Origin of the sequence: uncultured Marivirga sp. (assembly GCF_963974845.1) — a bacterium.
GTDB lineage: Bacteria > Bacteroidota > Bacteroidia > Cytophagales > Cyclobacteriaceae > Marivirga > Marivirga harenae.
The window spans coordinates 141,305-155,014 of record NZ_CAXBEQ010000003.1 but is presented as its reverse complement, the minus strand read 5'-3'; the positions used below and the strand labels follow the sequence as shown (position 1 = coordinate 155,014).

Genomic DNA, 13,710 nt, shown 5'->3' with positions numbered 1-13,710 from the left:
AGAATGACATCTTCAACATGAACACGAAAGAAATAGGAGATAAGGGAGAAGATTTTGCAATAAATATACTGAAATCTAAAGGTTTTGAAATTTTAGAGAGAAATTATAGGTTTAGAAGAGCTGAAATTGACATTATTGGTCTGCATAACAACTTACTTATCTTTATAGAAGTAAAGGCTTTACATTCTTTTAAACATGGATTTCCTGAAGAAAGAGTAAACCAGGGAAAGATCAATAAAATACTGGAAGCGGCTGAAAATTACATTTTTGCAATAAATTGGCAGAAAGATATACGATTCGATGTCTTAAGCATTGATTTAAATAATCCTGACAACCACTATCATATAGAAGACGCTTTCCATTAAGGCAACCAAAAATCAAATACAATTTTATTCATACAATTAAAATGGCCCTTAGGACATTTTTGAAAACCTATTTTCGAACAGGGCCTGCAATTCACTTTTGTATTTTCTAATATCGTAAATTTGGCCTTGTACGGATACATCCCAAACATGGGAATGGTATTACCCCAAATACAAAATATATTCTTCTTAAACGCAGCCGCTATATGCATTAGACCAGTATCGTGCGAGAAGACGTAAGAAGCATTTTTAACCAAAGAAGCTGATTGATTTAAATTAAATTTTCCACATGCATTAAATATTTTAGCTTTTTTACCCATTTCAGTTAACTTCTCTTCATAAGCAGCAGAATCATCGGTCTGTTTGAAAAACTGTTCAACCCGCTCCCCCATTGCTGCATCTTCTGGGCCACCTAACAAGATAATTGGCTTATTAATTTTATCACATAATTCCACCATTCGCTTAAATGGTAATTTTTTGGTGTTATGCTGTGCACCAATCACGTAAGCTACGTATTCCTTTTGGTGAGTTTCTGGCAACCAGGTAGTTTCCACTTCATCTTTCTCAGGAATGAAATAATCTAAACCAAACTGATCTTTTTTAACCCCTAATGCTGAAGCAGCTTCCAGATACCTATCAACAATATGCTGATTAGGCAGCTTATTGACTTTCATATTGACCATTAACCACTTCTCCCAATTTAATTTGTCAAAGGATTTTGATGGCAAACCTAATCTTAACTTTATAATGCGAGTTCTAAGGTTATTATGTAAATCAACTACATAATCAAAGTTTTCTAATTTTAATCTAGAAACCAAATCGTTTAAATCATTATCTAATTGATGAACCTTATCTATATAGGGATTATTTTCCAGAATACTCGCGTAACTATTTTTAGTAGCGAAATGAACTTCCACATTATTTAACTGTAATTTTACTGCCCTTACAACAGGTGTGGTAAGCACAATATCACCTATAGATGAAAAGCGTACAATTAAAACTTTATTTATATTTTTCAAATTTTAAACTTTTGAAAGTGCAGACGCTTTACGGTCTTTAAAATATTTCGACAAATCATTCAAGCTCTTGGCATTTAAAGTATCCTTAGCTGTTAGACCCGCTTTTCTACCAACGCAGAGTCCATAATACATATCGTGATATCCAATTGTTTCATGAGCATCAGGATTTATTGAAATTTGTACACCTTGATCCAATGCATATCGGACATACCTCCAGTCCAAATCCAGGCGCCAGGGATGCGCATTAATTTCAATCACAACTCCATATTCAGCACAGGCATCTATAACAGCTTTGTGATTGATTGGATACCCCTTTCTTTGCAGTAACAATCTTCCCGTAGGATGCCCTAGTATGGTTGTAAAGGGATTAGCTATAGCATTTAACAACCGCTCTGTTGCCGTTTTTTCATCCATGCTTAGCGGTGAATGGATAGACGATACTACAAAATCGAAACTTTCTAACACATCATTAGCATAATCCAAGGAACCATCATTCAAAATATCGGATTCAATTCCTTTGAAAATCTTAAATGGAGCTAGCTTCTTGTTTAGTTCATCAATTTCTTCATGCTGCTTTTTGACTCTAAATTCTTGCAATCCATTGGCATAAGTTGCTGTTTTACTATGATCGCTTATACCTAAGTACTCATATCCTAAGTCTTTGCAATAAACCGCCATTTCTTCCAAAGAATTTTTACCATCACTGTATGTACTATGATTATGTAAAATCCCTTTCAAATCTTTCATCTCGACTAAGGCAGGCATCTTTTTTTCCTTTGCCCAATCAAATTCCCACAAGCCTTCTCGCAATTCGGGAACGATAAAAGGAAGTCCTGCGGCTTTATAGATTTCTTCTTCAGAAGCAAACAGTTTTTCATTTAAAATAGAATGGAAAGTCTTTCCGTCCTCTAATTCAAAATTCAAATGTTTAGGATTTGCTGTAGTTTTAAATAGTTCATTGGTGAACTGATTCTTGCTTGTAAAAATTAGCTTAATTTCAGCTTTCAAAGGCTTGAATTTAAATCTTAAACTTAAAGGCCCCGAATTTTTTTTATCTAATTCATAATTTTCATTTTTGGCAACAAATTGCACAAGTTTGGCCTTATTTTCAGTGGCAATCAATAGCTCAAGAGGCTTAATGACCTCCATCTTTCGTCTCAAATCTGATGTAATGGACAGTTCAATGACTCCTTCGATCTTTACTAAATCTTCAATGATTTTTTCAGCCAATTGAATGGCTTCTCTGTAGTGGACATATCCTCTCCAATTCAATTTAAATTCAACTGCCTCCATCAATTTGACTTGAGTCTTTTCTCCAAAACCTTTTAGTGAAGCTACTCTATTTTCTTTACAAGCAATCAGAAGATCCTCCAGATTATCAATATTTAACTGATCCCAAATCAATTTTATTTTTTTGGGTCCAAAGCCACTTAATTGAATCATTTCCAAAATGCCCTCAGGTGTTTTATTGCTTAATTCGTCAAAAACATCAAAAGAACCATTTTGGCTAATTTGAGTAATAGACTGGGCTAAACTTTTTCCAACTCCTTCAATATTTTGAAGTTCCGTTAAATCCATTCCCGCCAAACTTTTATTAAATCTCTCGAGCTTAAAAATAGCAGATTGGTAACTTTTAATTTTAAAATCATTCTCGCCATGAAGCTCCATGAGTTTGGCGGTATTCTTTAAAATTTTTATAATTTGTTTATTTTCCAAAGCTTCTTGATTTTTTGTAAAATTAAAGGATATATTGAGAAGGATAATGGATAGCTTCTGTATTTTTTTCTTTTAACAATAGAGATGTAGATAAGTTACTACGAATGAATAAAATATCATGACTTTTAATATGCACTTAAAATTTGTATTCCTGATAATAATATTGTCATTTGGTGAATCCGTAATAGGTCAAATTTCACAGCCTTTAAGGTATGAAATTGAAATCGATAATTTTACTGATGAGTACTATATTGTTTCCGCTAAAGAAAATGGACTTTTCCTTTTTAAAGAAATGGACAAAAGAACAGAAGATAACGAATCAATTTGGGAAATTATCAGACTTGACACTAGTCTCCAGGAAGTAAATAGAAGTGAAGTAATAATCAATAATAAATTTTCATTTCGGGGCTACAGTTATGACAACGGTCAATTTGTAATGCTTTTCCAGGAAGGGTATGATTTTGCAAAAGATCTGCTGTTTCTAACTTTTTCCATAAACAGCGATACTTTCAAATCATATGTATATGAAAATGTTGTGCCTATCAGATTAAGTGAATTTGAAGTTAAAAATGATGCAGTGGTTCTAGGTGGTAACGTAAATATGCGGACTGTGGTATTGATGTACAATTTTACAGCAAAACGAGGGGTGGTCTTGCCTGGTTTTTATGATGAAAGAAGCTCACTTTTGCAAATTGTGTCGAAAACAGATGATGATTGGATACGGGTCATTACCTCTGACCGCTTACCGAGCAAAAGATATGGAATTACTGTTCGGGCTTTCAACACCATGGGAGAACCGATTTTCCAAGAAAATCTACAGGCGAAAGATGACTTAAGTCTTACTGACGGACGAATTATTAACAGCAGTGACGGTGGAAATCTACTAGCTGGTACTTATTCAATCAAAAGAAGAACAGAAACTTCCCGAGGAATCTATGTTGCTGATCTTGAACGAGAGAATCAAGACAAAATTAGATATTACAACTACGCCAATTTAGAAAACTTTTTCAACTACATGAAGGAAAGACGGAAGGACAGAGTGCTAAAGCGAATCGCTAGGAAGAAAATTAAAGGAAAAAAGCTAAGATTCAGTTATAGACTATTTGTTCAAGATATAGTCAGACAAGATAATCAGAATATATTAATTGGAGAAGCTTATTACCCGACCTACTCTAATAGATCTAGTGGTTATGGTTATTCATCTTATACTTATGACGCAGTTTTCAATAATACGAGTTCTCAAGTATTCGATGGATATAAATATACGCATGCTGTCATCATTGCCTTCGATGATGACGGAAAATTACTTTGGGATAATAGCTTTGAAATCAATGACCTAAAAAGCTTCCAGCTGGAAGAACATGTTCATCTAGCTTTTCTTGAAAATGAAATTGTGATGCTATATCTCTTTAATCAAGAGCTGAAAATTAAAGTCATAAAAGGCAGCGAATTAATTGAAGGTAAATTTACTGAAAGCCTAAAATTAATGTATGAAAGTGATGAAATGAAAAGCAATGATGAAGAATTAGAAGGCTTGAAGCAGTGGTATGGTAATAATTTTTATGCTTATGGGGTAAATAGAGTTAAAAATCTAAAAGAAAAAAATATAAAATTGAACAGAAAAGTATTTTTTATCAATAAAATCGTGGTCGAATAAATAGCTAGTTTACTATCTTTGCCCCAGCGCCATGGAAAAACGTCTAATCCTAGATACCGATCTGCTGCAAATAACCATAAACAGGTTAGTGGAAGAACTGATTGAAAATCACAAAGACTTTCAGAACACTGTATTAATTGGTTTGCAACCAAGGGGTAAATTCTTAGCCCAAAGAATTCAAAAAAGATTAAATGAACGTCTCAATAAAGACCTCCCCTTGGGCTTATTGGATACCACATTTTATCGAGATGACTTTAGAAGACGGGACACTCCGCTGCAAGCAAATGCTACAAAAATTCCTTTCATTATTGAAGATAAAAAAGTGATCTTAATTGATGATGTCCTATTCACAGGAAGAACAGTAAGGGCGGCCTTAGATGCTATGATCGCTTTTGGCAGGCCCAGACTCGTTGAATTATTAACGTTTATTGACAGGAAATATACTCGAGATTTACCTATTCAAGCTGACTATGTTGGTAGAAAAGTAAATACAATCAAGACGCAACGGGTGTTAGTGGAGTGGACGGATCAAGGCGCAGAAAATGATAAAATCTGGTTAGTGACAAACGAAGAACAATGACAAATTTAAGTGTAAATCATTTATTGGGTATCAAAGACTTAACAGCTGATGATATTCAATTGATTTTTCAGACTGCAGACCACTTTAAAGAAGTTATCAATAGACCCATAAAGAAAGTCCCCTCACTCAGAGATATAACCATTGCTAATATATTTTTCGAAAATTCTACTCGAACCAAATTATCATTTGAATTGGCAGAGAAACGACTATCTGCAGATGTGGTTAATTTCTCCTCTTCTAATAGCTCTGTAAAGAAAGGAGAGACTCTTCTTGATACTGTCAATAACATCTTATCCATGAAAGTGGATATGGTTGTGATGAGACATTCAAGTCCGGGAGCAGCACATTTTTTAGCACGAAATATTCAAGCAAATATTGTAAATGCAGGTGACGGTACTCATGAACATCCTACTCAAGCATTACTAGATACTTATTCAATAAGAGAGCAAATTCAAGATCTTAAAGGAAAAAAAGTTGCAATCATTGGCGACATCTTACACTCCAGAGTCGCATTATCAAATATTTACGCACTAAAAAAACTCGGGGCAGAGGTAATGGTTTGTGGGCCTGCCACTCTTCTACCCAGATATATATCCGAATTGGGAGTAGAAATAAGTTGGGATGTTAAAGAAGCCTTAGAATGGTGCGATATTGCCAATATTTTGAGAATTCAGCTCGAAAGGCAACAATTGAAATACTTCCCGTCTCTAAGGGAATATTCTCTTTATTATGGAGTAAATAAAAAGTTATTGGATGGATTAGGCAAGGAGATCATTTTGATGCACCCTGGTCCAATAAACCGAGGGGTAGAGATCAGTAGTGATGTTGCAGATTCAAAGCAGTCTATTATCCTCAATCAAGTTGAAAATGGGGTTGCCATCAGGATGGCTGTGTTATACCTACTGGCACAAAAAAGGCAGAATTAAGATTCTGCCTGTAATACAAATTCTGTTAGTTCTTGATTTGCATTTGGGCCAAACCCATCCGCTATTGTTCCTTTTTTTCCAGACTTCGTAGTAATCTGGTATAAAATCGACAAGTCATCAGGGTTGGATTTACCTTCAAATCTATATTCTTTTATCTCTTTAATGTCGTTTTGCTCAAAGGCATCACTTTCAGTTTGAAGCTTCCCATTTTCAAAGAAAAAGTTTTCAACAAACCCCTTCTCTTTCAATTCATCTATCTTTTGAGCCACTGTTTTCATTGGATCCATAATTACATTGTTTGTTTTGGTAAATCAACGGATACAATAAAATATTGTTAAAGAACATTATTCTTCTATAGCCTCAAAATATTTGAGTAATGGGAATTGACCTGTTGGATCCATAGTATCAATAGCATAACCCAACTCACCATCGTTGGTCATGAAAGTAATTACAGCGGATCCTTTATCTTCATATAAGTACTCAGCTTCAACAGAAACTTGTTCTGCAACATAATGCTTTTCAATTTTACGCTCTTCTACTTCTTTTCTTAATACCAATTCTCCGTTTTCAAATTGAAAACTATTGTTGTAACCGTAGTCTGACAACTCACTGATTTTAAATAAGATTTGTGGATTAAGGCTCTGCATATTTTTTTTTATTTAATACTTGACAAATAACGCCACTTTAAAACTGACTGTTCTTCTTAAAAGAATATGAATATTACATACGTCACATTTCAATGATGATTATAAATAACTAACTTTGCGGAAAGCAAACTATTAAAAAATGTACTACAACTCTATTATAGAGACCATTGGCAACACTCCATTGGTAAAATTAAATAAGGTCAACAAGGGAATACCAGGTACAATTCTGGTTAAAGTTGAATATTTCAATCCCGGCAACTCCATGAAAGATCGTATGGCGATCAAAATGGTTGAAGATGCTGAAAAAGAAGGTAAACTGAAACCCGGAGGTACTATAATTGAAGGGACATCTGGCAACACAGGGATGGGCTTAGCATTAGCTGCTATCTCTAAAGGTTACAAATGCGTTTTCACCTTGGCTGACAAGCAGTCTAAAGAAAAAATGGACATTCTTCGCGCCATGGGAGCGGAAGTCATTGTTTGCCCTACCAACGTGAGTCCAGACGATCCCAGATCGTATTATTCTGTGGCCAAAAAAATACACCAGGATACTCCTAACTCTATTTATCCAAACCAATATGATAATATGTCCAACGCACGGGCACATTATGAAACAACTGGACCTGAAATTTGGGAACAAACAGAGGGCAAAATAACGCATTGGGCAGCTGGCGTTGGAACAGGTGGGTCAATGTGCGGTACTTCGAGATATTTAAAAGAACAAAACCCGGAAATACGAAGCATTGGAATAGATTCCTATGGCTCAGTATTTAAGAAATATAAAGAAACAGGCGTTTTTGACGAAAAAGAAATTTATCCATACTTGACAGAAGGTATAGGGGAAGATATATTGCCTAAAAATGTGGACTTCGCCATGATTGACCATTTTGTAAAAGTGACTGATAAAGATGGGGCAATTATGACTAGAAGATTGGCTAGAGAAGAAGGTCTTTTTTGTGGATGGTCTTGTGGTTCAGCTGTACATGGTGCACTTGAGTACGCAGAGGAACACATGAAAGAAGATGATGTAATGGTGATAATTTTACCCGATCACGGAACTCGATATTTAGGTAAAATTTACAATGATGATTGGATGCGTGATCATGGCTTTATTGAAAATAATGATTATGCTACAGCCAAGGATATAATTAAGAAAAGAAGTAAAAGCTACAAATTAATTAGTATTGACAGTGAAAAGAAGATTGGAGAAGTTGTAAGGTTATTAGATGAACTTTCCATATCTCAATTACCTGTTACAAAATCTGATGAATTTGTAGGAAGTATTTCAGACACTAAATTATTAAATAAACTAGTTGAAAACCCTGATTTGAGAGACAAGCCAATTGCAGAAATAATGGATGATCCCTTTAAATTCATTGCAATGAACACGACTGTAGACACAATTTCTTCTATGATGAATCATGGAGATAAGGCCTTGATGATCTTAGATGATAGAAATGAGGCTCATATCATTACTAAGCAAGATTTGCTAATGGCTTTTGCAGATTAAAAACTAGCATTGTGACGTCCTAAAATAGCGTTACAGTTTTACAATAATAAACATTTAGATAGCATCATGAATATTCATGATGCTATTTTTCTTTTATAGGTTTTAATTTTAATTAGTCTTTTTTTGTGCGCACGAGAAGATTCGAACTTCCACGGGCTTTCGCCCACCACCCCCTCAAGGTGGCGTGTCTACCAATTTCACCACGTGCGCTTCACTCTAGAGGCAAATATACATCCTAAAACTAAAAAACCTATCTATTTCTCAATAGATAGGTTTCGCAAATGTGACCCGCTTGGGGTTCGAACCCAAGACCCCATCCTTAAAAGGGATGTGCTCTACCAGCTGAGCTAGCGAGTCATTTATTTCATCAATACACTTTCTCTTTCTTGGGTTCGGAACCCAAGACCCTCCCGACTCTTGTAGTCGGGATACTCTACCAGAAGAGCCAGCAAGTTGTTTTTTAAAGAAAAAAAATGCCCTAGTTCACTTAACTAGAGCTTTATAAAGAATTTGTTATTTAAAATTGTTTTCACAATTCAAAAAAAGTGACCCGCTTGGGGTTCGAACCCAAGACCCCATCCTTAAAAGGGATGTGCTCTACCAGCTGAGCTAGCGAGTCATTTATTTCATCAATACACTTTCTCTTTCTTGGGTTCGGAACCCAAGACCCTCCCGACTCTTTCAGTCGGGATACTCTACCAGCTGAGCTAGCGAGTCATTAACATTAAAATTTATCTCTTGTTAATTCGTTTAATTAACTCACTCGATTCATTGAGTAAAGAGTATTTTTATTGCTTTTAAGGAGTCGTTTTCCTTAATTGCGTTGCAAAGGTAAGTACTAATTAATAAAATGCAAATGCAAAAGTTTAAAATTCTGATTTGGCTACTGATTCTTTTTACTGCAAATAGCAATATCGGTCTTACACAGTCCCTTGAAAAGGAATTAGTTATGGCCGATTCTCTATATGAAAAAAAACAATATATTAGTGCAATAAAAATTTACGATAAAATTTATAAGGAGGGAAAATCTAGCCCTGCAATGCTCTTAAAGCTAGCAAGAATTGAAGAAGGTATGGGTAATATCGGAAATTCTATTTTCTATTTAGAAAACTATTTCCAACAAACTAAAGACGAAACAGCCTTGCAATATCTTAAAGAAACTACAGAGAAAAAGAATGCTATTGGATTTGAATATGGATTAAGCTATAAAGCTGATTTATTTTATAAAGAATGGAAGATATACCTACAATCTTTCCTTTCAATTTTATTACTCTTTGGTTTTGGCATGATGATTAAAAATCAAAAATCAGCTACCAAAAAAAGGAGTTACTTTGCATTTACTATTTTTCCCATTTTAGTAATTGCATTATTAAACAATTACCAAGGAAAATCAGAAGCTATTATAATTAGTACACCAAGTTTCCTTTTGGAAGGTCCTTCATCAGGAGCAAATTTGATTGAAAAAGTAAATTCACCAGCAAAAGTCCAAGTAAAGGATCAAATTGATGTTTGGAGTAAAGTGGTTTTTGAAGATAAAGTGGCGTACATCAAAACATCACAAATTAAAAGTTTATAGGATTATTTTTGAGGCTTTGCCAAGACCTGACAGGTTTGAGTTGGGCATTAATGTTGATGTTAGTATCAATAGACTATTGAAATTTCTGGAAACCTTGCAGGTTTTCATTTCTTCAATAAATCTCTCAAAATAACTGAAATAATAATTGAATTTAAGTTTTCGTATAACTGACGATTTAAATCATCGGATCAATATATAGTATCCAGTTTTTATAATAATGATTTTACAAGTTACATCGTCAACACAGAATATAAATACGTCCAACATTTTCAATTGCTGACTAGAGCAGCGAACATAAATTCAACGCGCTAGCTTTTCCCTTCAAAATTATTAGCCTAATTTTGCTGACTATGGGAAGAAAACCACATCCGATTATACAAGAATTAACAATTGAAAAAATAGCTTCAGAAGGCAAATCATTGGGCTATTATAAAGATAAAGTAGTATTTGTAGCAAATACAGCTCCTGGAGATGTTATTGACGTAAGGGTTCATAAAAAGAAAAAAAGTTTCCTAGAAGGAAGCGCCATAAAATTCCATAAAAAATCTGACTTAAGAATTGAGCCGTTTTGCAGTCACTATGGAGTGTGCGGTGGTTGTAAATGGCAACATTTAAGCTATGAAGATCAGTTGGGTTTCAAAAGTGAACAAGTGAAAGATGCTTTGGAAAGAATTGCTAAGGTTGAGCTGCCAGAAATGCTACCGATCTTAGGTTCCAAAAACACTACTTTCTATAGAAATAAAATGGAGTACACCTTCTCCAACAACAGATGGCTAACGACTGAGGAAATCGAATCAGGTGAAAAATTTGATTCAGACGCGTTAGGTTTTCATATCCCTAAGAGATTTGATAAGATAGTCCAAATAGAAAAATGCTATCTTCAAGCTGATCCTTCCAATGCTATCCGGAATTCTGTTGATCGTTTTGCGAAAGAACATAACATTAGTTATTTCAATTTAATCAAGCAAGTTGGCTTTCTAAGAAACTTAATCATCCGTACCTCTTCTACTGGTCAGACTATGGTAATTCTGCAAGTTGCGGAAGAAAATACTGAATGGCTTAATTTGATGATGAATCACATTAAGGAGAGCTTCCCGGAAATCACGTCCCTGCTGTACATCATAAATCAAAAAGGAAATGAAACTTTCCACGATTTGGACGTGCATGTCTTCCACGGAAAAGACCACATCATTGAGGAAATGGAAGGTTTGCAGTTTAAAATTGGACCTAAATCTTTCTATCAAACAAATTCAGAGCAAGCATACGAACTATATAAAGTGGCTAGAAATTTTGCTGACTTGAAAGGGACCGAAACTGTATATGATCTTTATACTGGAACCGGTACCATTGCAAATTTTATAGCTAAAAGTGCCAAAAAGGTGATTGGAGTGGAATATGTCCCTGAGGCCATTGAAGATGCTAAAGTGAACGCACAATTAAACAATATTGAAAACACTGAATTTTTTGCTGGTGATATGAAGGATGTTTTCAATGATGAATTTTTAGCACAAAACGGCAAAGCTGATCTTATTATAACGGATCCGCCAAGAGCTGGCATGCATCCTGATGTCATCGAAACTATACTTGGGATAAAGGCCCCGAAAGTGGTTTATGTAAGCTGCAATCCAGCAACTCAAGCTAGAGACATCGCCTTACTTGACGAAAAGTACAAAGTTTCTAAAGTACAGCCAGTAGATATGTTCCCACAAACACACCATGTAGAAAATGTGGTTTTATTAGAGTTAAGATAACTACTCAGATTCTGGACGGTAGATTTCAAACTCTACCCTCCTGTTTAATCTTCTATCGTCATCGGTTTTTTCATCTTTAACCACTGGCTGATTGTTTCCGAACCCAACAGCTACCACGCGATTTTCTTCAATAGGATGGAGAATAATTATGTAATCGCGAATTGCATCTGCTCTTTCTTGAGACAATGACTTATTCCGTAACTCATCTCCTGAAGAGTCAGTGTGACCAGATATCTTAAGCTTAAATTCTGGATAATCTAACAGGAAATCAACTACTTTATCCAAATCACTGTACATATCTGGTCTTAATTTGGAAGAATTTTCTTCAAATTCAATCGATTTAAACCGTATTTTACTTGAGACGGGATCAATATTTTTGTTCATCACTGTGTCTCCAGAAAGGAAAAACATTTCTTCTATTCTGAACAATTTATCAGACTGCACAACCATTACATAATTTGCATTATTAATCAAATTAAACTCAAAACTACCATCTTCTCTTGTAAATTTTGGTGCAATTTCAATTCCGTTTTCAATATCTACTATGGAAACAATACCTCTAAATGGTTTACCCTGAACTGTATCAGTCACTACTCCTGATACGGTAGTACTTGCACCAGGCTGCGCTTCCATGGGTAAAGGAAAAGAAAATAGATCTAGATTACTGCTTCTCATTGAAGAGGAACCAGCGTAAAATAAATCTTCTGAGTCTGAATCGATAGTGAAATAATACTCATCACCTTCAGTGTTTATTAATGGCCCTATATTCTGAGGTTCATCCCACAAAAATAATTTCGAATTAGCTTTATAGATATCAAAGCCTCCAAAATTTAGTAAATGACCATTCGAACTAAAATATAGAATTTTATATCGTGGATGAATAAAGGGACTTACTTCATTCCCTCGGGTATTCACCACAGGGCCGAGATTTCTAGCTCTTGTCCAATTACCATCCTCATCCTTTATAGAAAAGTAAATATCTGACAAACCAAATCCCCCAATCCTATCTGAAGCAAAAAACAGTGAATCACCGGTTACGGACAAAGATGGATGAGAATCCCATGCCTTTGAGTTCAAGTTTGCACCTAAATTGATTGCAGAACTCCAAGTGCTATCCTCTTGAAGATGCGTTTCATATAAATCGCAATTCCCAAAACCATCTGGAGAACCACATCTAGCAAAGATAATCTGATTACCGTCCGCATTTAAAGTAGCTGAACCCTCATTATATCGGCTATTAATATCCCTTAATTGAACGGCATCTTGCCACATTCCATCTTCCTGGATTGCTATATATAAATCCTCATTAGAATTGTTTGACAATAAACTCCCACTCAAACTCCTTTTGGAGGTAAAAATCATAGTTTTATTATCCAAAGTTAAAGCCGGAGCATAATCTTCCATATTTGAATTGATTTGCTTGCCCATGCTTAATAATATGCCGCGAGGGGGCACAAGGGTATCAATTGATTTTCTAAAATCTACCAACTCGTAATAATAATCGATCGGGACATAATCATCAGTCTGCTCAAGTTGAACAGAATCCATAAAAATCTCCATTTGCTTTAAATCAATTCTACTTTGATGATGTTTTAAAGCGAGTCTGTATAAGCTTTTTGCAGTTTCAAAATCCCCGTAGAGTTCCTCCATCTTGGCCAACTGCCAGATCAAACGTGTGTCTTTATAGAAGTTTTCTGTTGCAAACTTCTTGACGTAATCCTCCAGCAAATCCTTAAATTTTTCCCAGTTTTTATTCTCTTGTGCTCTTTCAATTCTATTCATGGCATTTTCATCCACATAAAAATTAAATTGATTTACATTGGGAAAATAAAAGGGGAATAACTTTTCGGCTTCTTTCTTTGATAATTCTACTTGAGGATTGAATTGACCTGATAGATCTATTGAAATAAAAAATAAGGTTAGGAAAAAGCAATATTTAAATGCGTGCTTCAAGACAATTTGATAG

12 protein-coding genes and 3 tRNA genes are annotated in these 13,710 nt (G+C 34.9%); 7 read left to right on the top strand and 8 right to left on the bottom strand.

From position 1 onward, the window contains the following. The first annotated feature begins 17 nt into the window (after nt 1-17). Nucleotides 18-365 carry a YraN family protein gene (locus tag AAC601_RS08310; RefSeq protein ID WP_303268679.1) on the top strand — a complete coding sequence of 116 codons (348 nt, stop codon included), beginning with the start codon at nt 18-20 and terminating at the stop codon, nt 363-365. On the opposite strand, the gene AAC601_RS08305 is transcribed toward AAC601_RS08310, so the two are convergent. Beyond that, entirely contained in the window at nt 362-1,381 is a 1,020-nt protein-coding gene (locus AAC601_RS08305; RefSeq protein WP_303268678.1) for a glycosyltransferase family 9 protein, read from the bottom strand. The genes AAC601_RS08310 and AAC601_RS08305 overlap by 4 nt on opposite strands. A gap of 3 nt (nt 1,382-1,384) precedes the next feature. Next, a complete protein-coding gene (polX, locus tag AAC601_RS08300) occupies nt 1,385-3,097 on the bottom strand; it encodes a DNA polymerase/3'-5' exonuclease PolX (protein ID WP_303268677.1) in 1,713 nt (570 codons plus the stop codon). Between the two features lie 130 nt (nt 3,098-3,227). Here polX and AAC601_RS08295 point away from each other — a divergent pair, with 130 nt between their 5' ends. From AAC601_RS08295 to AAC601_RS08285, 3 genes are read left to right on the top strand one after another with little or no spacing between them, the layout of a single operon-like run. Continuing rightward, nucleotides 3,228-4,754, top strand: coding sequence for a hypothetical protein (locus tag AAC601_RS08295; protein WP_340152995.1), 1,527 nt, complete (start codon nt 3,228-3,230; stop codon nt 4,752-4,754). Between the two features lie 31 nt (nt 4,755-4,785). Further along, nucleotides 4,786-5,334, top strand: coding sequence for a bifunctional pyr operon transcriptional regulator/uracil phosphoribosyltransferase PyrR (gene pyrR, locus AAC601_RS08290; RefSeq protein WP_340152994.1), 549 nt, complete (start codon nt 4,786-4,788; stop codon nt 5,332-5,334). Then, nucleotides 5,331-6,260, top strand: coding sequence for an aspartate carbamoyltransferase catalytic subunit (locus AAC601_RS08285; RefSeq protein WP_340152993.1), 930 nt, complete (start codon nt 5,331-5,333; stop codon nt 6,258-6,260). Before pyrR ends, AAC601_RS08285 begins: the two co-directional genes overlap by 4 nt. Here AAC601_RS08285 and AAC601_RS08280 read toward each other — a convergent pair. After that, complete coding sequence (locus AAC601_RS08280) at nt 6,257-6,547, bottom strand: hypothetical protein (protein ID WP_303268671.1); 291 nt, start codon at nt 6,545-6,547, stop codon at nt 6,257-6,259. The genes AAC601_RS08285 and AAC601_RS08280 overlap by 4 nt on opposite strands. Nucleotides 6,548-6,604: 57 nt before the next feature. After that, the gene (locus tag AAC601_RS08275) at nt 6,605-6,907 is read right to left on the bottom strand and encodes a hypothetical protein (RefSeq protein ID WP_340152992.1); all 303 of its coding nucleotides are present in this window, start codon (nt 6,905-6,907) and stop codon (nt 6,605-6,607) included. A gap of 139 nt (nt 6,908-7,046) precedes the next feature. On the opposite strand from AAC601_RS08275, the gene AAC601_RS08270 reads away from it, so the two are divergent. Beyond that, nucleotides 7,047-8,417, top strand: a complete 1,371-nt coding sequence (locus AAC601_RS08270) for a cystathionine beta-synthase (protein ID WP_340152991.1) — start codon at nt 7,047-7,049, stop codon at nt 8,415-8,417. A gap of 126 nt (nt 8,418-8,543) precedes the next feature. Here AAC601_RS08270 and AAC601_RS08265 read toward each other — a convergent pair. From AAC601_RS08265 to AAC601_RS08255, 3 genes are all read right to left on the bottom strand, one after another. After that, a tRNA-Leu gene (locus tag AAC601_RS08265) sits at nt 8,544-8,627 on the bottom strand. 74 nt (nt 8,628-8,701) lie between these two features. Further along, nucleotides 8,702-8,774, bottom strand: a tRNA-Lys gene (locus AAC601_RS08260). 189 nt (nt 8,775-8,963) lie between these two features. Then, a tRNA-Lys gene (locus tag AAC601_RS08255) sits at nt 8,964-9,036 on the bottom strand. Between the two features lie 237 nt (nt 9,037-9,273). Between AAC601_RS08255 and AAC601_RS08250 the strand changes: the two genes are divergently transcribed. Together AAC601_RS08250 and rlmD are read left to right on the top strand one after the other, a co-directional pair. Next, a complete protein-coding gene (locus tag AAC601_RS08250; protein ID WP_303268667.1) occupies nt 9,274-9,993 on the top strand; it encodes a hypothetical protein in 720 nt (239 codons plus the stop codon). 350 nt (nt 9,994-10,343) lie between these two features. Further along, nucleotides 10,344-11,744 (top strand): 23S rRNA (uracil(1939)-C(5))-methyltransferase RlmD, encoded by a 1,401-nt coding sequence (gene rlmD, locus AAC601_RS08245; RefSeq protein ID WP_340152990.1) that lies wholly within the window; start codon nt 10,344-10,346, stop codon nt 11,742-11,744. On the opposite strand, the gene AAC601_RS08240 is transcribed toward rlmD, so the two are convergent. Continuing rightward, nucleotides 11,745-13,697, bottom strand: a complete 1,953-nt coding sequence (locus tag AAC601_RS08240) for an OmpA family protein (RefSeq protein WP_340152989.1) — start codon at nt 13,695-13,697, stop codon at nt 11,745-11,747. It abuts the gene before it with no gap. Nucleotides 13,698-13,710: the final 13 nt, after the last annotated feature.

What these genes read in the sequence shown, in the direction of transcription:
- AAC601_RS08310 (WP_303268679.1), top strand. Translation starts at nt 18, where the DNA reads ATGAACACGAAAGAAATAGGAGATAAGGGAGAAGATTTTGCAATAAAT.
- AAC601_RS08295 (WP_340152995.1), top strand. Translation starts at nt 3,228, where the DNA reads ATGCACTTAAAATTTGTATTCCTGATAATAATATTGTCATTTGGTGAA.
- pyrR (WP_340152994.1), top strand. Translation starts at nt 4,786, where the DNA reads ATGGAAAAACGTCTAATCCTAGATACCGATCTGCTGCAAATAACCATA.
- AAC601_RS08285 (WP_340152993.1), top strand. Translation starts at nt 5,331, where the DNA reads ATGACAAATTTAAGTGTAAATCATTTATTGGGTATCAAAGACTTAACA.
- AAC601_RS08280 (WP_303268671.1), bottom strand. Translation starts at nt 6,547, where the DNA reads ATGGATCCAATGAAAACAGTGGCTCAAAAGATAGATGAATTGAAAGAG.
- AAC601_RS08275 (WP_340152992.1), bottom strand. Translation starts at nt 6,907, where the DNA reads ATGCAGAGCCTTAATCCACAAATCTTATTTAAAATCAGTGAGTTGTCA.
- AAC601_RS08270 (WP_340152991.1), top strand. Translation starts at nt 7,047, where the DNA reads ATGTACTACAACTCTATTATAGAGACCATTGGCAACACTCCATTGGTA.
- AAC601_RS08250 (WP_303268667.1), top strand. Translation starts at nt 9,274, where the DNA reads ATGCAAAAGTTTAAAATTCTGATTTGGCTACTGATTCTTTTTACTGCA.
- rlmD (WP_340152990.1), top strand. Translation starts at nt 10,344, where the DNA reads ATGGGAAGAAAACCACATCCGATTATACAAGAATTAACAATTGAAAAA.